A 25,155-nucleotide genomic window follows, 5' to 3' on the forward strand; every position below is an offset into this window, starting at 1 on the left:
AATTACAACCTATCTGGCCACTTGTAGTTTTGATATCATTTCGCGAATAATGACTGAGTTAATCGCTCAAATGTGACCCGGTAATTAGTCTTAATATTCAAAACTCAGGATAATATCCAGTAATTGTTTGCTGGTTTTTCATGGACTGTCGGGCTGTCACTAAGCCCCTGAAATTGGTAATTATTTCATGAAATTAATTCCTACCATCTTATGCGGCGGCGCCGGGTCGCGATTGTGGCCTTTATCACGATCTCAGCACCCCAAACCTTTTATTAAGCTGAATGATGGGCAGAGCCTATTGCAGAAAGCTTTCAAGCGCGGTTTACAACAGAATGATGTGGCTGAAGTTCTGACGGTGACCAACCGTGAACTGCTGTTTAAAACAGAAGATGAATATCGCGCAATCAATTATCAGGAAGTCGATACTGCCTTCATATTAGAACCATTTGGTAAAAACACGGCTGCGGCAATTGCAGCGGCAGTTTTGAACGTAATCGAGAGTCATGGAAGAGATGCCGTTTTGTTGGTGCTGGCCGCTGATCATCTAATCGATAATACCGAGAGTTTCCGTGAAGCTGTGGATACTGCTACTGAACTCGCCGCACAAGGTAAATTGGTGACATTCGGCATAAAGCCTACAGCGCCTGAAACAGGTTATGGCTATATTCATGCTCAGGGGCATGAAGTACTTGAGTTTGTAGAAAAGCCCGACCTGATTACCGCTCAGGAATACGTTGATTCTGGTCAGTTTTTGTGGAATTCGGGCATGTTCTGTTTCAAAGCAGAAACAATGTATGAAGAAATGGCCAAGCTTTGCCCGGATATACTGGGACAAGTTGAAAAGTGTTTAGAACAGTCTCAAAAGGTTCAGGGCAACAAGGTCCGGCAAATTGAACTCAATGCAAAAATTTTCAAACACGTAGCAGAGGCCCCGATTGACATTGCTGTATTCGAAAAGTCCGAAAATATTGCTGTAGTGCCTTGTGATATAGGCTGGAGCGATATTGGCTCATGGGTAGCGATGGGTGAATTAACCACGCCTGATGACAACGGTAATCGCATTGATGGTAGAGCCCAACTATATGACACCAGAAATTGCTTTATCAGAAGCAAGAACCGACTTGTCGGCGCAGTAGGCCTGGAAAATGTCATCATCGTCGATACGGCCGATGCTTTGCTGGTCGCGCATGGCTCGAAAGCGCAGGAAGTAAAACACGTCTACACTGAGCTGAAAAAAATCGATCATGAATCGCACAAGCTTCATAAAACCGTTTACAGACCTTGGGGCAGTTTTACGGTTCTGGAAGAAGGGCCGCATTTCAAAATCAAGCGTATCGAAGTCAAGCCCCACTCAAGTCTAAGTTTGCAAATGCATCATCATCGCTCTGAGCACTGGGTGGTACTCAAAGGGGAGGCCCAAGTTGTTAACGGTGAACAGGCGATGACAATCAAAAGAGACCAATCAACATTTATTCCTGCAGGTCATAAGCATCGTCTCTGCAATGAGACAGACAATCCACTCGTTATCATTGAGGTACAAACCGGTAAATATGTCGGTGAAGATGATATCCTCCGATTTGAGGATAACTATGGCCGCTGCCAATAAATTAACCTGTTTTAAAGCCTATGACATTCGAGGCCAGCTAGGTGAAGAGCTCAATCGTGACGTTGCCTATAGAATTGGTTATGCCTATGCAAAGCACCTCAACGCAAAAAACGTGGCTGTTGGTGGAGATATCCGTCACTCCAGCGAGACCTTGAAAAAGGCACTGGCACAAGGCCTGATGGATGCGGGTGCTGATGTCATCGATATTGGCATGGTAGGAACAGAGGAGCTTTATTTTGCTGCTTTCCACCTGGATGTCGATGGTGCCATCGAGGTCACCGCAAGTCACAACCCCATGGACTACAACGGCATGAAACTGGTCACTAGAGGTGCAAAACCCATTAGTGGTGATAGTGGTCTGCATGCTATTCAGGAGCTGGCCGAAACCTTCTCATCACCTTATGCGGCTGTCACTTCAGGCTTGTGTCATTCCGAGTCGAGTCGAGAAATCTCATCATCAGATGCTTCCACGGAGCCTGTCCTGAGCGTAGTCGAAGGAGGCGGCATGACAGGAGAAAATGTTGGTGTGACAGTAGATAAGGAAACCGTCATTGCGAGCGTAGCGAAGCAATCCAGTCAGAAAAACCTTGCTCCCTCTCCCCTGGCGGGAGAGGGTTGGGGTGAGGGGGGTAAGTATACCCAGCAATCCATCCTCGCCCCCTACGTTGAACACCTGCTGACCTACATCGACCTGGAAAAACTCAAGCCACTAAAACTCGTCGTCAATGCCGGAAATGGGGCCGCAGGGCATGTTATTGATGCTATTGAAGATCAGTTCAAGTCATATAAAGTACCGGTCGAGTTTATCAAAGTGCACCATGAACCTGACGGGAGCTTCCCGAATGGTATCCCCAATCCTTTGTTACCGGAAAACCGGGCCGCTACCGCGGACGCCGTGATTGCAAACCAGGCGGATATGGGCATTGCCTGGGATGGCGATTTTGATCGCTGTTTTCTATTCGACGAAAACGGTCGTTTCATAGAAGGCTACTACATCGTGGGCCTTCTGGCAGAAGCATTCCTGCGTAAATGTCCGGGTGAAAAAATCATCCACGATCCGAGGTTGACCTGGAATACCATCGACCAAGTTAAACAAGCTGGCGGTGTACCAATTCAGTCAAAAACCGGCCATGGCTTTATCAAAGAACGCATGCGCAAGGAAAATGCGGTTTATGGTGGTGAAATGAGTGCCCATCATTATTTCCGCGATTTTGCCTACTGCGACAGTGGGATGATCCCCTGGCTTTTGGTTGCTGAACTTATCAGCGTTTCAGGTAAGTCTTTGTCCGAACTGGTTAATGAGCGGATGGACAAGTATCCTTGCAGTGGCGAAATTAATTATAAGGTTGAGGACGTACCCGCCACGCTTGATCGTATTGTTCAGTTTTATACATACGAACAAGGACATGGTCATTCCGAGCGAAGTCGAGGAATCTCAACAGATGCCACCGCACCGAACGTTATTGCGAGCGAAACGAAGCAATCCAGCCAATACCCCATTATCGACAAAACTGACGGCATTAGCCTGGAATTTGAAGACTGGCGTTTCAATTTGCGGGCATCAAATACAGAACCACTATTGAGACTCAATGTCGAGACCCGTGCCAATTCAGAGTTGATGAGCACAAAAGTTAATGAAATAGAGAAATTAATCAAACTTTGAAGAATTTATTTAAAACGCCTGAATAGTCCTTCGCCTTTAGGCTTCGGCTTGTAATTTTTATGTTCAGAGTCTTTAAGATTAGGTAACAGCCATTGAGTTTTATTTCTTACGCACAAAACTTTGAAGATGTCATTCTTATGCGGGTCTTTAAAGATATTGATGTCGGCTTTTATATTGATGTCGGCGCAAATGATCCTGAAGTAGATTCGGTGACAAAAGCTTTCTACGACAAAGGGTGGCATGGCATCAACATTGAGCCCGTACAGTCGTGGTTTAAAAAGTTGGAGAAGGGTAGGCCGAAGGATATCAATCTGAACTGTGCGGTTGGTAACGAGGAGGATGAGCTGGTTTTATATGAAATTCCTGATACAGGAATTTCTACATTGGAAAAAGAAATCGCTGACCGCCACAGCCACAATGGTTATCAGATCATTGAACACAAGGTCCAGGTTCAGACAGTAACCAATATTTGCAGAAACTATCACACACCACCTATTCACTTTCTTAAGATTGATGTAGAAGGGCATGAGAAATCAGTATTAGAAGGGATAGACTTTTCAGTCATACGGCCGTGGGTAGTTGTTGTTGAGTCAACATTACCGAACACGCAAACTGAAGTTTATCAGGACTGGGAGCAACTGGTACTCGAGGCTGATTATCAATTCGTTTACTTTGATGGTTTAAACCGTTTTTACCTTGCCACAGAAAGACAAGAGCTCAGGCCAGCTTTTTCTACACCACCTAATGTCTTTGATGGGTTTGTGTTGTCAGGAGCGGGAAATCATAGTTTTTGCCATAAACTACAGCAGTCAATCGCTGATAAAGATGAAGAGGTGCGAGAGTTGAACACAAAAGTGTCAACTCTGGAGAAACAAAGTAGCGAGCTTAAACAAACAAATGATGAGTTAAGTTCAGTCCTTGATAAGAGCGAATCTGCATCGCAACAGGGCAATGAATATTTCAATGAGATACTGAGCCGAAATGAAGCCCTGGTTTCAGAACTTGCTGTTACTAAACAAAGCTTGGACCGCCTTAAAACGGAACAAAATGACCTTGCTCAAAAGCTAAACGAGTCATTATCTAACGCTCACAACTGGTTTGAGAGAGCTAAACATGCTGAGAGCCAACTAGAAAATCTGCAGTCCGAACTTAATGAGGCGCATAAATTAGCCCACCGGTGTTGGCAACACGCTACTCATCAAGACGACTACATTCAGGCATTACATCGGAGTACCAGTTGGAGAGTTACTGCGCCACTGCGTGGTTTCAAAGCAAGTGTTATCCGGCTATTAAAACTTCCATTAAAGCTTCTAAAAAACTTGATAAGGCCTTCTGTATATCTAGGACTCAAGTGGGTGCTCAACAAGCCTGAACTAAGAGACTGGTTAAGTTCCAAAGCGAAAAATTATTCGAAACTTCATCAGCACCTGCGTCAATTCGCAATAAACCGTGGCTTGGTCCCATCTCCACCCGCGGGTGTCGCAGAATCTAAAGAGTTAAGAAATACGGCGCAACAAAGTAATGAGATTACGGCGCTATATCAGTCACAAGGTACTGAGCCTGATTTGTTAGAACTGACTCCCAGAGCCAGACAAATATATAGCCAACTAAAGACTGCAGTTGAACAACAAAATGGAAGCCACTGATGCGTATTGTGATTGATATGCAAGGCGCACAGGCCTCGAATAAGAATCGTGGTATTGGTCGTTACTCGTTAGCTCTGGCAAAAGCGATAGTCCACAATCGAAATAACCATGAAGTGTTGTTAGCACTTAATGGTATTTTTGAAGATACGATTGAATTTATAAGAGCAGAATTTTATGGGCTTTTGCCGCAGGAAAATATTCGTGTATGGAATATGCCCGCTGGTGTCTCATATAACAAACCAAACGTGTCAAAAAGAAAGTCTGCTGAGATGGCAAGGGAGGCCTTTCTTGCTGGACTTAAGCCGGACTTGATTCATGTAACAAGTTTATTCGAAGGATTGGGTGATGATGCTGTCACGAGCATTGGTGCATTCACCAGAAATATTCCAACGAGCGTGACTCTTTATGATCTTATCCCATACATTTATCAAAAGCCTTATCTTGAGAACAGTGTAGTCAGACCTTGGTATCTTGAAAAAATAGACCATTTACGCAGAGCTGACTTATGGCTGGCGATTTCAGAATCATCAAGGCAAGAAGGCATTGAACATCTGGCTTTATCTGATGAGTTCTCAGTGAATGTCTCTACAGATGCAGACAGTCAGTTTTCTGCTGTTGAATTGACTGATGAGCAGGGATTAATCATACGGAATAAATATCAATTAGACCGTCCCTTTGTGATGTATACAGGCGGTATTGACCATAGAAAAAATATTGAAGGTTTAATTCGTGCCTATGCCCAGACTCCGGAAGTAATTCGTGATGCTCACCAGCTGGCTATAGTGTGTTCAATCCAGCCAGAAATGGAAAAAAGGTTGCTGGATTTGGTCTTTGAACAAGGTCTTAATAAAACCGATGTTGTATTTACTGACTATGTCCCGGAAGAAGACTTAATTCAGCTATACAACCTGTGTTCATTGTTTGTTTTTCCATCCTGGCATGAAGGCTTCGGTTTGCCGGCGTTAGAGGCAATCCGATGTGGTGCTTTGGTTATAGGAGCAAATACATCCAGCCTTCCAGAAGTTATTGGTCTGGATGAAGCGCTTTTTGATCCTCATTCAAATGACTCAATGGCACGAATGATCGAAAAGGGGCTAACTGATACAGCTTTCCGTCAGCGACTTTCGTCACATCTAAAGCAACAGTCTGAATTGTTTTCTTGGGATGAGACTGGCAAGCGTGCTATCAAGGCGATGGAAAGCCTGTATGAAAAGGAACAGGGGGTAGCCAGCAAGGTAAATTTAACGAAGCCAAAAATGGCATATGTTTCACCACTCCCGCCGGAGAAGTCAGGAATTGCCGACTATAGTGCTGAGTTATTACCTGCGCTTGCAGAGTTTTACGACATAGATGTTATTGTCAACCAGCAAGTCGTATCCTCAGAGTGGATCAATAAAAACTGCTCCATAAGAGATGTTGATTGGTTAATCAATAACTCTGGCATGTATGACCGCGTTGTCTACCATTTGGGTAACTCCACGTTCCACGAACACATGTTCGGTCTTCTTCAGCAAATACCTGGTGTGGTTGTACTGCATGATTTTTACCTGTCAGGAATCATTGCTCATATGGATGTGCATGGCTCTGAGCCGGGACTATGGAATCGTTCACTCTACCATGGTCATGGTTATAAATCCGTTAAGGAGCGATTTGAAGCAAAGGATACCGCTGATATTGTCTGGAAATATCCATGCAGTTTAGACGTGATTCAGCAAAGTCTGGGGATGATCGCTCATTCACCAGCTTCACTTGACTTTGCAAAGCAATGGTACAGCTGCGATACAAGTGAATGGCGAGTCATACCTCTGGTTCGTGAGCCAAATATTACGCCTGATATAACTCAGGCGAGAGAACGATTAGGATTTGCAGAGGATGACTTTCTGGTCTGTGCCTTTGGGGTGATGGGGCCAACCAAACTTAACCAAGAGTTACTGGATGCTTGGTTGATGTCGCAATTAGTTAAAGATAGGCAATGCCACCTTATATTTGTGGGAGAGAATCATCCCGGTGATTATGGCAAGAAGCTTTTAGCTACGATAAAGAAAAACAACTTACAAAACCGAGTTCACATCGCTGGTTGGACAAGTCCTGATACGTTCCGTGATTATCTGATCTCCGCAGATCTAGCAGTTCAATTAAGAACGCTGTCCCGCGGAGAAACCTCGGCAGCAGTGCTTGACTGTATGAATCATTCATTGGCAACAATAGTGAATGCCAATGGAAGCATGGCTTATTTGGATGATAATGCGGTCTGCAAGTTGCCTGATGAGTTTTCTGTAGAGCAACTGACACAGTCGCTGGAATATCTAAGAAACAACGATGATGAACGGCACCGGTTGGGTGTGAATGCAAGAAGACTAGTACTTACTCAGCACACACCAGAAAAATGCGCCGATAAGTACCACCAGGCAATAGAAGCTTTCTATTCAAGAACAAGTGCTCACCCACACTCACTGATTAAAGCCTTAGGCGTCAACCTGGATAAGTCCATAACCTCATCTGAACTTGCTGAGTGGGCTGCTTATATAGCTAGAAATCATCCCGTAAAAGATAAGGCTAAACAACTATTCGTTGATGTCTCAGAGTTAGTTAAACAGGATGCTAAAAGTGGGATACAACGGGTAGTAAGAAGTATTCTGAAACATTGGTTTGAGAGTCCTCCCGAAGGTTATCGTGTTGAACCGGTTTATGCATCCGAGCATCAGGGCTACCGTTATGCCCGACGCTTTACCTTGCAATTTTTAGGGTGTCCCGCCGAGGCGCTTCATGATGAGCCGATCGATTACGCAACGGGTGATCTGTTTATTGGATTAGATTTACACCCTCAAGTACAAGTGTCACAACGCTCGTTTTATCAGGAGTTGAGAAGAGCGGGCGTTAAAGTCGTATTTACTGTTTATGACTTACTCTGCGTCAACATGCCTCAATTTTTTGCGCCTGGTGCGAAAGAAGGTTTTGAACGATGGCTTGAAGTTGTTGCTGAAAACGATGGCGCTGTCTGTATATCCAAGTCCGTTTCTGATGAGTTAGCAGATTGGTTATCGGAGCAAAAATTATCTCGATTACGGCCATTCAAAATCGACTGGTTTCACCTCGGGGCAGATGTCAATAACTCGTTACCGACAAAAGGTTTGCCTGAGAATGCAGGACAGGTTCTATCCGAGCTTCAAGAGCGTGAAAGTTTCCTGATGGTTGGGACTATTGAGCCACGAAAAGGTCATGCTCAGGTTTTGGATGCTTTTGACTTGTTATGGTCTGAAGGAAAGCAACTGAATCTTGTAATAGTTGGTAAACAGGGATGGATGGTCGAAGATTTGGTAAGCCGATTCCGCTCTCATCCAGAGCTTAACAAGCGCTTATACTGGTTGGACGGCATCAGTGATGAATATCTTGAAAAAGTGTATGCGGCTAGTAACTGTTTAATAGCCGCGTCCTATGGTGAAGGTTTTGGTCTTCCTTTGATCGAAGCTGCCCAGCATAAGCTGCCTATTATCGCTCGTGAGATCCCGGTATTTCGGGAAGTCGCGGTGGAACACGCGTTTTATTTTCAGGGTTTTGATGCAAAAAGCTTAGCTGGGTCAATCAAACAGTGGCTAGCGCTTTATCAGGAAAGACAAAATCCATTTTCTGAGGAAATGGCATGGTTGAGATGGAAAGATAGCTCTGCAGCCATGCTTCAAAAAGTAATTAATTAAGAAATGTTACGTAATGATTGATGATAAAACTAAGTTAATTTTCCTACATGTGCCAAAAGCAACGGGAACTTCAGCAAAAATGTTCTTTAGAACTGTTTTTGGAGAAGATGAGGTCGTCTGGTTAGGAGAAGAGTTCTCTAGGGAAGATCTACTAAATGGTAATCCAGAATACTTCTCTCATAGAGTTGTAGGAGGGCATTTTTCATATGAGTTATCTAAAAAAATTCCCGGAGAAAAAAAACTATACATTTCAGTGGTAAGAGAGCCAATTTCCAGAGCGATTTCCCTATATCGCTTTATTGAGCGTACAGATATCCACCATTTGCATAAAGAAGCGCAATCAAAAACTATGTTGGAAATGATTGAGTCTTGTGCTTCATTCCGAGGGCAGATATCGAATCTTCAGGTTAAATATATGTCTGATCTGCCTCTGGAAAGGCAACCAGAGGCAACTTTTGAGCATGCTATTAACAATATAGAACACTCTGCATTTTATTTGGCCTCGTTGCAAAATGTTTCAGAGTTATTCCAACGTCTTGGAGAAGAACGAGTTCTGAATGTAACAGGAGTAAATTATGGAAAGCACAAGGTAGCACCTCGACCAACTGATCATGACCCTCTTTGGCAAGATAGTGAACTGATAGAAAAAATAAAAGAAATCAATAAGGAAGATGCAAAGCTTTATGAGTGGGTAAATGAAAAAGGTGTGATAGCCCCCACTATTTCACAACCCTCAAGAGGTTATTCTGAGAAGCCTAAAAAAAGTAATACACAAGAAAATAAAAATAAAGGAAAGGTTGTTTTCCTCCATATCCCTAAAACTGGAGGGACGACTTTACACAATCTTATTTCTGAGTCTTTTCCGAAGCCTAGGATCTGCCCTGAACGTTTTAATAACCTGATTTCACTAGACAAATCTGAGCTTGACTCCTATGGCTTCTTCTCTGGGCATTATGACTGGAGAAATGTTGAACACATACCAGGCAATAAGAAAGTCATCACTATTCTGAGAAACCCGAGAGCTCGGATTTTGTCGCTTTATCATTTTTGGCGCTCACACACATGGCAGCATATTAACCAGCACAATCTTGGGGGGCCAAGGCAAGCTAAAACATATGATCTGGAAAAGTTCTTGTCTTTGGATGACCCCGCTGTAGTGGCAAATATTGATAATGCATTAACGAGGAATCTCATAGGTAGAGTTTTTGCCGGGAGTAAAAGGGAGTTTTTGTATCCAGAAGCTGAAGTTGTTGATAGGGCAATACATAACTTAGAGACACTCCATGCACTGGGCGTACTCGAATATACGAGATTCAGTGTCGAGAAAATTTTGAGGTCCCTCGACATTGAACCTCCTTTACAAATTCCTCGTGAGCGTGACTCATCTTCTTTTGAAGGCACTCCAGCAATGGAAAAAGTCGAAAAACAGAGTGTTTCACTCGCTTCAGAAAGTATCTTATATGAACTAACTAAATATGATGATGCAATTTATCAATATGTCCTGGATAAATATCACCCACTTATCAAGGTTGGTGACAGGTTTGAGTTTACGACAGGAAATATAGGCAGAGAGGACTTTTTTGAAGAAGGCTGGCAGATAGTCGAGGAGGATGGAGTTGTGCTTCCTTTACAAGGCGACTTGACTCTTCGTTTTGATGACGAAGTAAAGGGCATTGAGTTCGAGTTTGAATCAAGGACGCTCCCTGTAGATAGAGAAGTTGGAGAGATTTCCTGGCAGGGTAGCGATCAATCAGCAAAAATAATCAATTCAGGAAAGAGTATCCGGCTAAGTTTGCCAAATTCTACCTCTTTCACAACCAATAAGTTTGGTATTTATAAGGCCCGCCTAAATCGTCATACCAGACTCTCCGATGCCGATATTGTTCTAACTTCGCTAAAAGTTTATTAGTCCAATGAGGGAGCTTGAAAGTGGAGTCGAAGCATAAGTGGATGATCAGAAGTCGTCAAAGTCAAGGTAGTGAATGCTTCCAGATGGAAAAGTTGATTTTTTTACATATTGAAAAGGCTGCAGGCACATCACAGCGCGCCCTTTTCTATCAAAGCTTTGGTAAAGAAAACGTTTATTGGTACGGTGCTGATCCAAACAGGAAGAAATTTCGAAAGGATGATGTTGACAAGTCATTTGTTATCGGTGGCCATAAAAAATTCAACTTTTATTCGCGAAGTTGCGAAAGTCGGTTACTTCGATGGTTGACAAGTGGTTATAAGGAATCAGATTTCAAGCCAGATACGTTTGGGTATATTGCTGTTGTTAGAGACCCTGTCGAAAGGGTTATATCATTCTTTAACTACTGCAGGACGCAAGAATACGAGAATTGGTCCAGGCACAAATTAGACCCAAACAGTCTTGGAAAAACATTACATAAGAGCAGAACTTTCAGGCGTGTTATCAGGAATGCACAGTGTCGTTATTTGTCAGGAGCCGAATCTTTTGAAAAGGCGAAAGAAAATATATCAAAAAACAAATTTGTTGTTGCATCGCTGGAACACATTGAGCTTCTTAATGATTACTTAATTAGAAATATAGAATGTGTTGATAGAACGTTAAATAAAAATAACGCAGGAAAGTCCGGTTATAAGGAAGAGATTGATATTGACGATGAGTTAAAAGAAGAGATAACTGAACTTGTCTCAGAAGATATCAAGTTATATGACTTCATCAACAACGAATGTTATGGCCTTTTTGATAATATTAGCCAAAATGATTGGAACTTGTTTAATTCGACCGTGATGGATGCCGCAACAGTCCCTAAACTTCGGATATCGATAAAAACATTAAGACTACATAACGACGTGTTATCAGCTCAAGTTGAGTTGCATAATGAGTCAGCTAATGAGTATTCCCCTGATAATTGTTATATAGGGCTACGGTTGTTCGATGCAGAAGGAAATTGTTGCCTCGAGAGACGTAACCTGATTGAGCCGATAAGAAGTCAATCAAGAAAAACATTTCTGTTCCGAGCAGAAGGAGTACACCACGAGGATTTCAAAGCCAGGTTCGATATTGTGGATGTAAATAACAAACGCTGGCTTGGCGAAGATACGGTCAGTATTTCAGAGTTTGAATTTTCAAGATAAATTAAGGATAAATAGTGGCAACTAAAACTGCGATAGTTACTGGTATTACAGGGCAAGATGGTGCTTACCTCGCTGAATTATTGTTAGAGAAAGGTTATGAGGTACACGGCACTTATCGTCGTACCAGTTCAGTCAATTTCTGGCGTATTGAAGAGCTCGGTATTGATAATCATCCCAGATTGTACTTGGTTGAGTATGACCTGACCGATTTGTCTGCCAGTATTCGTTTGTTGCAAGAGACTGGGGCAATCGAAGTCTACAATTTGGCTGCACAGAGTTTTGTCGGAGTTTCATTTGATCAGCCTATGACCACTGCAGAGATCACCGGGCTTGGTGCTGTGAACCTGCTTGAAGCGATTCGGATTGTGAATCCCAAAGTTCGTTTTTATCAGGCTTCTACTTCTGAGATGTTTGGCAAAGTTCAGGCGATTCCTCAGACTGAAGACACACCTTTCTACCCACGAAGCCCTTATGGGGTGGCAAAGCTTTACGCTCATTGGATGACGATTAATTATCGCGAGTCTTACGACATTTTTGGTTGCAGCGGCATTTTGTTTAATCACGAATCTCCGCTGCGTGGCCGTGAATTTGTAACTCGTAAAATCACAGACAATGTTGCCAAAATTAAACTAGGTAAACAAGATGTATTGGAATTGGGCAATTTGGATGCGAAACGCGACTGGGGCTTTGCCAAAGAGTACGTAGAAGGCATGTGGAGAATGTTGCAGGTCGGTCAGCCTGATACGTATGTCCTTGCCACAAACCGTACTGAAACAGTGCGTGATTTTGTGTCTATGGCATTTAAAGCGGCGGGCATTACCCTTGAATTTAAAGGCAAGCAAGAGGCTGAGGTCGGTATTGACATTGAATCCGGCAAAACATTGGTTAGAGTTAATCCCAAATTTTATCGCCCGGCGGAAGTTGATTTGTTGATTGGTAGTCCGGAAAAAGCCAAACAACAACTTGGCTGGGAGCCCAAGACCACGCTGGAAGAGTTGTGCGCCATGATGGTCGAGGCTGATCTGCACCGGAATGAGCGGGGTTTCTCTTTTTAACGATATGAACTTGATTACTCGCTTCACTTCGCCCTTCGGGTCAGCCTAACGGCTGTTCAACGCACTTCGTGACGTTGTCCCGCCTGTGCGGGAATGACAGAATAAGTTTCCTCGGCTTCGCTTGTGGTGAAGAAGATGTTCGGCCGATGCTTTTCTGTGTCATGCCTTAGATAACGGCTTCTGAGATTTCTCGGCTGCGCTCGGAATGACAAAGTAGTACAGGATGACAAAGTGGCGAGCATGGAATGGCAGGTTCCCTGACGGTGGTTGAAATGACCTAAGTTCGGCAAAATTCCAAGCTATGCAATAAACAATTAAGGTGTAATGCATGCATGTATTAGTGACAGGACTGAGCGGTTTTACAGGCCAGTACGTCAAGGAGGCTCTGGTTTCGGCAGGTCACCAAGTGACTGGAATTTCGGCAGATCTGCTTGATGCTGATGCAGTTGCTGCTGAGGTAAAAGAAATAGAGCCCCATGCTGTCATTCATCTTGCGGCGATTGCTTTTGTTGCACATGGAAGCCCGGATGACTTTTACAAAGTCAATTTGGTTGGTACTAGGCATTTTCTGCAGGCCCTGTCAGAACACGCCTCCGATGTAAAGATGGTTTTGCTTGCCAGTAGCGCTAATGTTTACGGCAATACCGAAGGTATGATGCGTGAAACAACTGTTCCGGCTCCTGCGAATGACTATGCAGTGAGCAAGCTGGCAATGGAGTATATGGCAAAATTGTGGCTGCCTGAACTACCTATTGTTATTGCCAGGCCTTTTAATTACACCGGTGTGGGACAGTCCGAGAACTTCCTGATTCCTAAAATCGTCAGTCACTTTAAACGTCAGGCAACCGAGATTGAGCTGGGCAATCTGGATGTATGGCGTGACTTCGGGGATGTGCGTTCAGTGGCAGAGGCTTATCTTGGTTTGATTGAAAAAGGTCAACCAGGCGAGACCTACAACATCAGTTCATCTGCTCCTGTGGCGCTGCGGGAAGTGATTTCCTTGTGTGAACAACTCACTGGACATCAGTTGGAAGTAAACGTCAACCCGGCATTTGTTCGTGCCAATGAAGTTGTCAGACTTTCAGGAGATGCTTCCAAGCTCAGAGCACTTCTGCCTGAATGGAAAATGCCGGCTTTGCGGGAAACTTTGTCATGGATGTTTAGTGAGCCGGGTAAAGTTTGAAAATATTGATCGATATCGATGCGCTGACACCACCATTAACGGGGATAGGGTATTACACTGCGAAGTTGCTCAAGGGGCTGCAGGAAGCTGATGATGTTGGTGAGTTAAAACTAATCCGTGATGGAAATATTATCGAACCTGAAGTTCTCAGCATAACTGAAAATATGCTGCAGTCTGCTCGCGTTGCTGCAAGGCAGTTGCCATTTCGGCCTTTATTAAGATGGGGATACCAAAAATACCGAACGATGCGTTTCTGGCAACACTCGGCCGGGTTTAAAGATTTTATTTATCATGCACCGAACTATTCTTTGCTTCCCTTTCAGGGGCGTTCGGTGGTCACAATCCATGATCTTTCATTTATCAGACACCCCGAGTTTCACCCTCCGGATAGAGTGAATTATTGGCGTAAGAATATCCATCGGGTCGTCAAACGGGCCGATCACATCATTACCGACTCTGAGTTTCAGCGCGGTGAGATCATTGATGTGTTTGATGTTGAGCCGGATAACGTTTCTGCAATTCATCTTGGGGTCAGTGGGGAGTTTCGTGCCTATTCCATGGATGACTGTGCGACTGTTCTGGCTGAAAATGGGCTTCAATATAAGCAGTTCTGCCTGGTAGTGGCGACGGTAGAACCCAGAAAAAACTTTGAACGGATTGTGCGGGCATTTGAGAGTCTGCCTGAAGAACTGAAATACGCTTATCCCTTGGTCATTGTCGGCGATAAAGGCTGGTTAAGTGATGATATTCATCAGTCTATTGAGCGGCTTATCGAGAAAAAGCAGGCCCATCGGCTAGGGTATGTACCGGATGAAGCCTTATGGCGGCTCTATGCCTCGGCAACGGTGTTTGTTTACCCATCGTTGTATGAAGGTTTTGGCTTGCCCGTATTAGAGGCAATGGCGAGTGGGACTGCCGTGTTAAGCTCAAACAGCAGCTCTATTCCCGAAGTGGCTGGAGAGGCCTGTGTGCTTGTTGACCCTTATTTTGTGGAGCAACTTACGGATGAGTGGCGGAAATTGTTATCTGATGAGACAAAGCAATCGCATCACGTTTCCATGGGATTGAAACGTGCCACAATATTCACTTGGGACAAGTGTGTGGCGGAGACGATCAATGTCTATAAAAAGCTGGATGGTGGTTGAGCAACATGCGTGTTCTGCATTTCTTTAAAACCTACTTTCCGGACTCGTTTGGCGGGATAGAACAGGTTATCAACCAGATTGCCCGTGGTGCTGCCCATCATGCTATTGAGACTGATGTGCTGTCTTTGAGTAAGGATGGTGATAACAGCACTATTGAACTTGATGGCCACCATGTGCATCGGGCGAAACAAAATTTTTATATTGCCTCAACCGGTATTTCGTTTTCCGTCTTTCAGCAGTTTGCCAAACTGGCAAAGAATGCTGACATCGTGCACTACCATTTCCCCTGGCCATTGATGGACTTGGCACACCTGACTACAAGAATAAACAAGCCAACTGTGGTTACTTATCAGTCCGACATTGTTCGGCAGAAACATTTGTTGAAACTATACAAGCCGCTGATGTATCGGTTTTTAGACAGCGTCGATCGTATCGTGGCGACATCGCCGAATTATCTTGCCAGTAGTGAAGTCTTGAATCGCTTCAAGGACAAGACTGATGTGATTCCGATAGGGCTGGACAAAAGCTTGTATCCTAAGGTTGAGCAGAACCGGCTTGAACAATGGCGGAGCCGGGTGGGCGATAAGTTTTTCCTATTTGTCGGTGTGTTCCGCTATTACAAAGGGCTGCATATTCTGATCGAAGCGGCAAGAACAGCGAATTATCCGATTGTTATTGCAGGGGCGGGGCCTGTTGAAAATGAACTAAAAGCGCTGGTTGCCCGCTATGACCTGAATAATATTCATTTTGTCGGCCGGGTCTCTGACAAAGATAAGGTGGCATTGCTTAACCTTTGTTATGCCGTGGTCTTTCCTTCACACCTGCGCTCTGAAGCTTTTGGTATTTCCTTACTGGAAGGCGCTATGTACGGCAAGCCAATGATTTCCAGTGAAATTGGCACAGGAACCACCTTTATCAACATTGAAGGGGAGACAGGACTTGTCATACCACCTGGCGACCATCAGGCCCTAAGTCAGGCGATGCAGTGGTTGGTATCGAATCCTGTCGAGGCTGGAGTGATGGGAGAGCGGGCTGAACAGCGTTATCAGCAGTTGTTTACTGCTGAGCGGATGGTGGAATCCTATGTTCAGCTTTATCGGGGGTTAATTCAGTAAACTTGGTCAGGGCTTGCTGCAAAAGTTCAATAGCATCCTCATATTGTTGTTGATGGAAGTTACGTTCAAATGTTGACAATAAGGAGGCAAGTTCATAATTTTCAACAGGGAATTGCAACAGTTCTGCACGGTGTCCATGCGCTGATTGAATGGCATCTTTTACATTCGTATCGTTGTTCTTTTTTGGGTCAATACCTGCGCCTGCCGGTTCAATGACCCAGGTTGGCCAGTGAAAGCTGATAATCTGATCGTCTGAGTCTTTTAACAGGGACAGGTGATTCGGTTTTGGAGCAATAAAACTTAACGGTAATGCCCGCAGTATGGACTTTATATCAGGCATGGCGTCTTCTATTTCCTGAATGACTTGCTTGCCCTTCTCGGAAGCAACCATACGCAGTCTGTCCATCATGGCCTTGTCAATTCTTTCCCATAAGAGTGCTTTAGATCTTTTATAGCGCTCAACTAGTGTTTCAGAAGGGGGAAACATTAATAGTTTTTCATTAACAACATTATTAAGCTTTATGGCTTCCTGAAAAGGTAAGAATTCATGGTCTGTTATATCGAAAACATGGCAGTGATAACTACCGATCATGGTGGCAAGAAGAAAAGGCGGGCAAGGAAATTCACTGTCAAGATCGGCAAGCATTAAAGTGGATTCATGTAGTGCCTGAGAAGCTAGTCTTTCCTCAAATATTTTTATCAGAAAGGTTTTTTCCAGTACTTTTGACTCTGCCTGTAGCACGACAATATTGTTAAGACGGGTCTGCTGCCATTTGTTAGCTATGTCCCCAATATTTTTGTCCGCTGTGGCTTCTTGCAGTAGCGGTACTAACCAGTTTTCTAAAGCCTGATTTTTGAGTAAGTCCCACACACTTTTATGGTGAGAGTTGATAGCCGGTAAGAACGCCTGATTATGGAAAAATAAAGCGTTAATTTTCCCTTCATCCTGTTTGAGTGTGAAGAGGTAAGAAGCGGTGAAACTCAATCTCACTAACATCAGCCTGCCGATAATAATGGTTATCAATCCAATGATGAACTCTGGAGGAGTGAGATACAGAAAATCAAAGACGATATATAAAAATACCAGTAAAAAAACCACATTGGAGATACTAATGGCAGTAGGTTGAGACTTGTCATTGATTAGTGTTTTTAAGCTGGGGCTTGATAAATATAGGATATAGGTGATGAAGTATGCAAGAAACAAGACTGCGATGATGAACACAGCCATATCCCAGTAAAAAATAGAGAGCAAACCTATCGTAACCACGAAAAAGACAAGCCCAGCAAGAGCATCGGTATATTTTGTGTAGGCCTTGGATGCAAAATTATCCTGGTTCTCAAAGATAATTATTTTCTGCGTTTTTTCGAGAAGGTTTTTGACTCCACGCTCGGTCGTTTTATCACTAATTTTTTTTAATATCACAGTGATTGCATAAGACGCGACTGACAAGATAACGAGAGAGAGGATGAGCGTGTTTTTCCCTATTGCCTGCAACGTTTCTGGAAAATAGCTTGGTATGTTTTCGGCCCCTAATAGCATGACGACTTTCAAGGGCATCAGAAACGCCATCATCATGGCTATTTGTGAGATCAGTGTAGTGAATACTGACACTGGAGTTGCAACAGGGGTACCTTTTAGAAAGGTTTTTGTCAGTTTGATAAGCCAGCGTGATGTGGAAATAGTCAAGTCGCTCAATTTTTACCAATTATGTTTTATAAAGATGAATGTCGCTGTTTCATTAAATGAAGTTCTTGCAATCATAAAGCCCATTATCGAAAATGTCGTAGCTTATATTTCTGAAGGAAACAGTCTGTCGGCCAAGTATAAGGCTATCAATTTGACCTCAGTGAAAAGCTGCTGCCAACGACGATTATACTGGGTCTCCATACGATTAGCATGTGAACACGTTGGTGGAGCATGATTATATGCTACTACTGCCTTTTGACTTTACACAAAACGAACAACATCGAAAATTTTCAGATGCCTCCGCTGCAGTCGGTATCACAGGGAGAAGGTGGACGGCATGATGGAAGGGGCAGGTGAGAGACAAATTTTTGTGCGCAAATCCCTAATTATGATGAGCAAAAGCTGATTTGCGTGCGCTTAGTCGGTATGATTGATGATTAAATTCTTTTGCCAAAGCTTTCTGTTAAGGCATTAATCACTATGGTGACAGAGTAGAACGAGTCAATGGATCAACAATCTGAAGCAACGAATATCAAGTGGCACCATCATCACATCACTAAAAATGAGCGGGCCACACAAAAGCGTCAACGGCCCTGTATTTTGTGGTTTACCGGTCTTAGCGGTTCGGGTAAATCGACTATTGCAGGCGCTTTAGAGCAGAAACTGTTTGAGTTGGGACATCACACTTATCTGCTGGATGGGGATAACGTTCGCCACGGTTTGAATAAGGATTTGGGCTTCAGCGATTCGGATCGGGTGGAAAATATCCGCCGTATTGGTGAAATGTCGAAACTGTTTGCCGATGCCGGCCTGATTGTATTAAGCGCGTTTATTTCACCTTTCCGCTCCGATCGGCGAATGGTAAGGGATTTGGTGGAAGACGGCGAGTTTGTCGAGATTCATATGTCGACGCCGCTAAGTGTCTGTGAGCAGCGTGATCCGAAAGGCTTGTATAAAAAAGCGCGTCAGGGCGAGATCAAAAACTTTACCGGTATTGATTCGGTTTACGAGGCGCCGGAGTCACCTGAAATTACCTTGAATACGGCTGAGTGTGATGTTGAGGCTTGTGCCAATACAGTAATTGCTTATCTTAAGCAACAAAATATTATTCGCGATTGATTAATGGCTAACATTGATGTTTTTAACGGCGATGCGGATGGCATCTGTTCACTAATTCAATTGAGGCTGGCTAAACCTCAGGATTCTGCGCTGGTGACTGGTATTAAGCGTGACATCAATCTACTGGAGAAAGTTAAACCTTCAGTCGGTGATGCGGTTACCGTGCTAGATATCTCCATGCAGAAAAATCATGCTGATTTGCAGCGTATTTTGTCAGCCGGAGCAAGAGTCTTTTACGCTGATCATCACAATCCGGGTGAAATCATTGAGCATCCGGCGCTAGAAACTCATATTGATACCTCCCCCTCCATCTGCACTGCCTTGATAGTGGATAGATACCTCAACGGGCAGTTTCATTTATGGGCCATCACAGCGGCCTTTGGTGATAATTTGACCAGCCTTGCCAGCAAGCTGGCAAGCGAACAGGGGTTGGATGCTGAGGAGACTTCAGTACTGCAACAGCTTGGGATTTACCTCAACTACAATGGTTACGGCGCGAGTCTGGATGATCTGTTTTTCCATCCGGCCGATTTATATCAGGCTTGTGTGAAGCACCATACCCCGTTTGATTTTATTACACAGAACAGCATAATTTTTGAAACATTGCGTAAGGGATATCATCGGGATATCGATTCCGCCAGGGCTCAGAAAACATTCCATGAAACAGATGCCGTTGCTGCACTTCGGCTGCCAGATGAAAAATGGGCGAGACGGGTGAGTGGTGTGTTCAGCAACCAGCTCAGCAATGAACATCCGGACCGTGCTCATTTGATCATGACGGAGAAAGAGGGGGGAGATTATCTGGTCAGCATTCGGGCCCCACTCAGTCAGTTGGAAGGCGCCGATGAAGTAGCAGGACGATTTAAAACTGGTGGTGGGCGTAAAGGAGCGGCAGGAATTAATTCGTTGAAAGAGGAAGAGATTCCCTTGTTGATTGATTTGATGGAGCAGCGCTATGGATGAATGGACATAAGCTGATTCATCCTCATTCTGGCTCCCTTGGCTGGCTCAGTGTCACAATGCCTTTGTCATGTCTAAAATTAGCGAGTTAGCCTAAATGTGAACATAGCCTCACAAAAATGGAAAATGGCCTTGAATTAAAAAATCAGCATGTGTATGTTATTTATTAAAGGCCGTAGCAAACGGCTGGAAGCCTACAGTGAGCCATCACTGTCTCAATGAGTTGTCACCAAGGTGGCTACAAACTTTGAAAAACAATCAAGAACACCGTTCTTGATGTCTTCCCAATAAACCCGACTTTGCCCAAGGGCTCTGTACTCAGACAAAAGTCATACGCTGTCTTTTGTTCTAAGCATGCTCGATTTTCTTCGAGCTGTCCCGTTGAAACTATCTATGTTCTGGGACTACTTAATCCTTTCAATAAAGAACTCAGCTGAGTATGCAGCTTGCAATCGTTTGCAAGTGAGCGCGTTGTTCGGCGTGGCGACATGGATTGCAATGTCGCAATGGGCTTTTTCGCCGAGAGGTGCATGTGCCAGCTCCTAACGGTCTTATCACATGTCTCAGCATCCGTGGTTCAGCATGAAAGTTTATAAGCTAATGAGCGATAAATCACTGATTTATCGAAATCTACTTATATTTTTCATAACACTACGGAGACAATATGAACTACTTAATATCCACCAATCCAGAAAAAACAGCCTACGAAAAAATTGTAAATGAGCAGCGCAGACTCATGAATAAACTACGACAGAGCCGCGTCATCGTATCTTTGGGCAGCGAAGACAGTTACCTGTCATGCTTTAAACGAATTAAAGAATTCCTGAACGACAAAAAGTTAGGCTCACTCAGAAAACTAAACAAAAACAAAGCGATTTCTTTCTTAAAAAAATATAGATATATTTTTAAACAGCCTACGTTGAAAAAATATCGTCAAGCCTTGCAGCATATACTGCGTTATTACGGCAGATTAGGATTTGAAGAAATGCTGCCAGTCATCAAATCCAGAGTGCCACATCAGGAAAAATCAAGGGCTTACTCAAAAGAGGAGATGCTCAGTGTCTGTGAGCAAATGACGGAGCGTAATGCCCTTGCTGTCAAAATCTGTTACTACGCAGGCTTACGTGCTCATGAACTACTTGAAATTCGTCGCGAAGGTGAGCGCACACCCCATAACCGACCTGCGCTAGAGACCAAATTTATGGGGATAGATGGTAAATGCTATATTGTCACCGGTAAAGGAGGCCTGATTCGTAGGGTCTTTTTACCCAAGGATTTGGCAAGCGAGCTTGAAAAATATCGCTTAGCTAAACCCAAGAAAGTCAAAGATCGAAAAATCATCTATTACAGCCATTACGAAATTGGCGCAGGCAAAAAGCTATCGAGTGCTTTTAGTGCGGCATCCAAGCGGGCGCACGGATGGTCCCGAGGGTTGCATGGACTCAGGCATTCGTATGCGCAAAACCGCGTTCAAATGCTGAGCGCACTCATCGGAGATATTGATCTTGTGAAGGAAACGGTCAGCCAAGAGTTGGGCCACTTTCGTAAGGAAATCACAGAAACTTATTTAAGGTAACGCAATATAGCGATGCGCGAGAGTGAGTCTGCAGCAAGGCGGCCAGGCTCACCTCCCATCTCTTCATTCTGTCTCAACTTATTAATGCACGTGGGGTGTAGTCTAATTCTGAATTTAGATTAAATTGTGAGTTTACGTTCCATAGCGTATTATTAATCGTACTATTAAGAGGGCGATTACATGATTGCTGCAAATGAGATAAAAACCAAAGGTGTGTCCTCAATCGAGGAAGCATTACGTGAGCACAGCGAAGCTATGATCACTGTCCGTGGTAAGGAAAAATATGTGGTCATGCGCGTTGAAGATTATCAACATTTACGTGAAGCTGAGTTAGATGCTGCGCTTTGGGAGAGTCGTCAGGATGTTGAGAATAAAGCATATAAAACACAATCCATAGCTGAACATATTCAAGAATTGTTTGATTAATGGCATATCAGCTCCTTTTTACAGAAAGTTATCTCAAACGAGCTAAGCGATTTGCAAAACGACATCCCGAGCTAAAACCTCTATACGAAAAAACACTGAGGCTACTGGAACAAGATCCGTTCCATCCATCTCTGCGTTTACATTCTCTGACCGGAAGATTATCTGGTTTGCATTCGGTTTCTATTAATCTTAACTACCGATTGATATTAGAGTTGCTTATCCATGATGAGCGTATTATCCCAATTAACATAGGTAGCCACGAAGAGGTATATCGATAAATCGCTTTCTCGACATTTGTTCTGATGATTTGGGGAAGCTTAATTTGTCATGCTGATCTCTTCGATTGTGCTCAGTGCAGCCTGCCTAGGGCATATTGTCATTATGTTGGACAAGCTTCTACTGCGACCAGCTCAGGAGCAGAGCCTGGTTTCTCAAGGTGCTCGGGAATAGAGTGCATGTACTGTTTCCCGCAGCATGGCATTGCCAACGTGTGGAGTGATTAACAATTTTATTTGTAGACGACTTGCAAAATATTGACAGGATAAAGTAGGCTCTAGTTGTCACTCAGGGTGAGTGATTTAAAGGACTAACAACAAGGAAAGTATCATGTTGAAACAAACGCTCATTGCTGCGTTCGCAGCGTTATTTCTGTCTTTTGGCTCCGCTTTCGCAGCTGATAAAATCAACCTGAATGAAGCCTCGGCTGAACAACTTCAGATGCTTGACGGCGTCGGTCCGTCTACCGCTTCGGCCATTATTGAATACCGCGAAGCGAACGGTGGCTTTGAGTAAGCGTCCACTGAATACACCCTACCGGATTGAATCCACACTTGTTTAGATCCCCATTTAAATTAGATGGGGATCTAACTCATGAATGATTATGCGAAGCTGCCAAGGCGTCGTTATTCCAATCAGGAAAAGCTAAGCATTGTCAAAGCGGCTTTATCCGGTGAGCGTTCCAGGGCGGCGGTGGCCAGAGCCCATGACATCAATGCCAACCAGCTATCACGCTGGATAAAGGAATATCACCAAGGCGCGGCCTGGGCTTGCGGAGAAACCAGATTGTTACCGGTGACGGTAGCGACATCGTCGGCACGGGATGATGTGCAGTTGCCTCCTGCTGCCGCCCCAGCGCGATGTGATGTGGAGGTGGTGCTCAATAGCGGTCACACGCTCAGACTAAACAATCCGACTGAGACTTTACTGTCTCACCTGTTACAGGTGCTGACATGATGATCTCAAGTGGTGCCAGAATATGGCTGGTTGCAGGCCATACCGATATGCGAAAAGGCTTTGATGGCCTGGCCGCCCTGGTGCAGGTTCAACTCAAACAAGATCCGTTCTCAGGTCAGGTGTTTATCTTTCGGGGACGCCGGGGTGACCGGGTTAAAGTACTGTGGTGGGATGGACAGGGCTTGTCCCTGTTTTACAAGCGACTGGAACAGGGCCGATTCATCTGGCCATCGGCTGAATCAGGTAAAATTCACCTGACCTATGCCCAGTTATCGATGCTGCTCGAAGGCATTGACTGGCGGTCGCCAAAACGCACATCGAGACCGAAAATAATTGCCTGAAAAGTGAGTAAAAATGCGGCTTTTGGCCGTATTTTCAGGTATAATAACCGTATGAATTTTCAGTCAAAAACTCTGCCCGACGATCCCATTGCATTGAAGCAAATGCTGGTTGATTTGCAGTCGCAGCTTGAGACTGAAAAACGCCTGAACCAAACCCTGACATTGCGTTTGCAAGCACTGCTTCGTCAGCGCTTTGGTCGCTCCTCTGAAAAGCAGCAGGACAATGCGCAGCTCGATTTACTGATTGAGGATACGGAAACGGCCATTGCGGCGACAGATTTGCCGTCAACAGACAAACCCGCCAGCCGGGCAGTAACACGGGCCCGTCAACCCTTGCCAGCCCATTTGCCACGCACGGTTAAGCAACAAGCTCCTGCCAGTTGTGATTGTCCTGATTGTGGCAAGGCGATGAAGGCTATTGGTGAAGATACCTCTGAGCTGCTTGATGTCGTACCGGCCCAATACCGGGTCATCAAGCTGGTTCGCCCCAAGTACAGTTGCAAGGCTTGTGAGCGCATTGTGCAGGCACCGGCCCAGGAACGGGTGATTGATAAAGGTATGGCCAGTTCCGCCCTGATAGCCCAGGTAATTGTCGATAAGTACGCAGACCACTTGCCACTGTACCGGCAGGCCGAGCGGTTCAAACGTGAAGGCATTGACCTTGACCGTTCCACCCTGGCCGGCTGGGTGGGCCGGGCCGGTGCTTTACTTCAGCCATTGGTGGAAGCCATCCGCCGTCATGTGATGGCAGGCCATAAACTGCATGCAGATGACACTACCGCCCCGACCTTGAAACCGGGAAACGGTAAAACCCTGACAGGACGTTACTGGAACTATGTACGTGATGACCGGCCCTGGCAAAGTGAAGTCCCTCCGGCGGTGTGGTTCCAGTACAGTACCTCACGGTCAGGGCAGGAGCCACTCAAGCATCTTGAAGGCTTTAACGGGGTGATACAGGCTGATGCTTATGCAGGGTATAACCTGGCAGTGCAGCGCGGTATCAGCCGCGCGGGTTGCTGGGCCCATGTGCGGCGCAAGTTTTATGACATAGCCGAGGCCACCGACAGTCCGGTGGCCAGGGAAGCCATTAAACGGATAGAAGCCTTGTATCGCATTGAACGCAGCATTAACGGCAGGCCACCGGATGAGCGACTGCAAATCCGGCAGCAAGAGGCTGTGCCCTTAATGGATGCGTTTAAAACGTGGCTCGATATGCGCCTGCGAGAATGCGCCAAGGGCTCAGGCCTTGGCAAGGCGATTAACTATGCCCGCAAGCAATGGAACAGCCTGGTGCTGTACCTTGAAGATGGGTGTGTTGAAATCGATAACAATGCGGCTGAGCGCGCTATCCGGCCGTTAGCGCTCGGGCGTAAAAACCACCTTTTTGCAGGTTCTGAGGATGGTGGTCATTATGGTGCCGCGTTATACAGCATTATGGGGACGGCCAGGCTTAACGGCATTGACCCCAAAACCTATCTCACTGCCGTGCTCAAACGCATTAACAACACCCCCATCAATCAGGTGGAACAACTGCTGCCATGGAATATTGACCTCGACCTGTCAGCCGTTAACGAAGCTGTCTAGGGTGTAACGCCTAAACGCTTAC

At 44.8% G+C, this 25,155-nt stretch carries 20 protein-coding genes; 19 read left to right on the top strand and 1 reads right to left on the bottom strand.

Annotated elements, in window-relative coordinates; genetic code table 11:
- The first annotated feature begins 187 nt into the window (after positions 1 to 187).
- The 10 genes from FH755_RS12500 (at position 188) to FH755_RS12545 (ending at position 16,207) form a co-directional block, all read left to right on the top strand.
- Positions 188 to 1,606 (top strand): mannose-1-phosphate guanylyltransferase/mannose-6-phosphate isomerase, encoded by a 1,419-nt coding sequence (locus FH755_RS12500; protein WP_292441452.1) that lies wholly within the window; start codon positions 188 to 190, stop codon positions 1,604 to 1,606.
- On the top strand, positions 1,590 to 3,269 hold the full coding sequence (locus FH755_RS12505) for a phosphomannomutase CpsG (RefSeq protein WP_292441453.1): 1,680 nt from the start codon (positions 1,590 to 1,592) through the stop codon (positions 3,267 to 3,269). Before FH755_RS12500 ends, FH755_RS12505 begins: the two co-directional genes overlap by 17 nt.
- A 92-nt stretch (positions 3,270 to 3,361) precedes the next feature.
- Positions 3,362 to 4,915, top strand: coding sequence for an FkbM family methyltransferase (locus FH755_RS12510; RefSeq protein WP_292441454.1), 1,554 nt, complete (start codon positions 3,362 to 3,364; stop codon positions 4,913 to 4,915).
- Entirely contained in the window at positions 4,915 to 8,610 is a 3,696-nt protein-coding gene (locus FH755_RS12515; protein WP_292441455.1) for a glycosyltransferase, read from the top strand. The genes FH755_RS12510 and FH755_RS12515 overlap by 1 nt, the downstream gene beginning before the upstream one ends.
- Before the next feature lie 13 nt (positions 8,611 to 8,623).
- Positions 8,624 to 10,519, top strand: a complete 1,896-nt coding sequence (locus tag FH755_RS12520; RefSeq protein ID WP_292441456.1) for a sulfotransferase family 2 domain-containing protein — start codon at positions 8,624 to 8,626, stop codon at positions 10,517 to 10,519.
- An 83-nt stretch (positions 10,520 to 10,602) separates the two neighbouring features.
- Positions 10,603 to 11,709, top strand: a complete 1,107-nt coding sequence (locus FH755_RS12525) for a sulfotransferase family 2 domain-containing protein (protein WP_292441457.1) — start codon at positions 10,603 to 10,605, stop codon at positions 11,707 to 11,709.
- Between the two features lie 14 nt (positions 11,710 to 11,723).
- Positions 11,724 to 12,764 carry a GDP-mannose 4,6-dehydratase gene (gmd, locus tag FH755_RS12530; protein ID WP_366658773.1) on the top strand — a complete coding sequence of 347 codons (1,041 nt, stop codon included), beginning with the start codon at positions 11,724 to 11,726 and terminating at the stop codon, positions 12,762 to 12,764.
- Between the two features lie 328 nt (positions 12,765 to 13,092).
- Positions 13,093 to 13,947 (top strand): GDP-mannose 4,6-dehydratase, encoded by an 855-nt coding sequence (locus FH755_RS12535; RefSeq protein WP_292441458.1) that lies wholly within the window; start codon positions 13,093 to 13,095, stop codon positions 13,945 to 13,947.
- Positions 13,944 to 15,092 carry a glycosyltransferase family 1 protein gene (locus FH755_RS12540; protein WP_292441459.1) on the top strand — a complete coding sequence of 383 codons (1,149 nt, stop codon included), beginning with the start codon at positions 13,944 to 13,946 and terminating at the stop codon, positions 15,090 to 15,092. The genes FH755_RS12535 and FH755_RS12540 overlap by 4 nt, the downstream gene beginning before the upstream one ends.
- A gap of 5 nt (positions 15,093 to 15,097) precedes the next feature.
- Positions 15,098 to 16,207 (top strand): glycosyltransferase family 4 protein, encoded by a 1,110-nt coding sequence (locus tag FH755_RS12545; RefSeq protein WP_292441460.1) that lies wholly within the window; start codon positions 15,098 to 15,100, stop codon positions 16,205 to 16,207.
- Here FH755_RS12545 and FH755_RS12550 read toward each other — a convergent pair.
- Positions 16,149 to 17,903 (bottom strand): hypothetical protein, encoded by a 1,755-nt coding sequence (locus tag FH755_RS12550; RefSeq protein WP_292441461.1) that lies wholly within the window; start codon positions 17,901 to 17,903, stop codon positions 16,149 to 16,151. The two genes, FH755_RS12545 and FH755_RS12550, sit on opposite strands and share 59 nt — an antisense overlap.
- A gap of 495 nt (positions 17,904 to 18,398) precedes the next feature.
- Between FH755_RS12550 and cysC the strand changes: the two genes are divergently transcribed.
- The 9 genes from cysC (at position 18,399) to FH755_RS12595 (ending at position 25,133) form a co-directional block, all read left to right on the top strand.
- Complete coding sequence (gene cysC / locus FH755_RS12555; RefSeq protein WP_292441462.1) at positions 18,399 to 19,013, top strand: adenylyl-sulfate kinase; 615 nt, start codon at positions 18,399 to 18,401, stop codon at positions 19,011 to 19,013.
- A 3-nt stretch (positions 19,014 to 19,016) separates the two neighbouring features.
- Entirely contained in the window at positions 19,017 to 19,976 is a 960-nt protein-coding gene (locus tag FH755_RS12560) for a DHH family phosphoesterase (protein WP_292441463.1), read from the top strand.
- Positions 19,977 to 20,637: 661 nt separating this feature from the next.
- Positions 20,638 to 21,549, top strand: a complete 912-nt coding sequence (locus FH755_RS12565; protein ID WP_292441464.1) for a site-specific integrase — start codon at positions 20,638 to 20,640, stop codon at positions 21,547 to 21,549.
- 180 nt (positions 21,550 to 21,729) lie between these two features.
- Positions 21,730 to 21,975, top strand: coding sequence for a prevent-host-death protein (locus FH755_RS12570; protein WP_292441465.1), 246 nt, complete (start codon positions 21,730 to 21,732; stop codon positions 21,973 to 21,975).
- Positions 21,975 to 22,253: a type II toxin-antitoxin system mRNA interferase toxin, RelE/StbE family gene (locus FH755_RS12575; RefSeq protein ID WP_292441466.1), complete on the top strand. Its 279-nt coding sequence runs from the start codon at positions 21,975 to 21,977 to the stop codon at positions 22,251 to 22,253. Before FH755_RS12570 ends, FH755_RS12575 begins: the two co-directional genes overlap by 1 nt.
- A 328-nt stretch (positions 22,254 to 22,581) precedes the next feature.
- On the top strand, positions 22,582 to 22,767 hold the full coding sequence (locus FH755_RS12580) for a helix-hairpin-helix domain-containing protein (protein ID WP_292441467.1): 186 nt from the start codon (positions 22,582 to 22,584) through the stop codon (positions 22,765 to 22,767).
- A gap of 78 nt (positions 22,768 to 22,845) precedes the next feature.
- Positions 22,846 to 23,208, top strand: coding sequence for a transposase (locus FH755_RS12585; RefSeq protein ID WP_292441468.1), 363 nt, complete (start codon positions 22,846 to 22,848; stop codon positions 23,206 to 23,208).
- Positions 23,205 to 23,549: an IS66 family insertion sequence element accessory protein TnpB gene (gene tnpB / locus FH755_RS12590; protein ID WP_366658775.1), complete on the top strand. Its 345-nt coding sequence runs from the start codon at positions 23,205 to 23,207 to the stop codon at positions 23,547 to 23,549. The genes FH755_RS12585 and tnpB overlap by 4 nt, the downstream gene beginning before the upstream one ends.
- Positions 23,550 to 23,600: 51 nt before the next feature.
- Entirely contained in the window at positions 23,601 to 25,133 is a 1,533-nt protein-coding gene (locus FH755_RS12595; protein WP_292441469.1) for an IS66 family transposase, read from the top strand.
- Positions 25,134 to 25,155: the final 22 nt, after the last annotated feature.

It is taken from the genome of Methylophaga sp. (genome assembly GCF_009711715.1).
GTDB lineage: Bacteria > Pseudomonadota > Gammaproteobacteria > Nitrosococcales > Methylophagaceae > Methylophaga.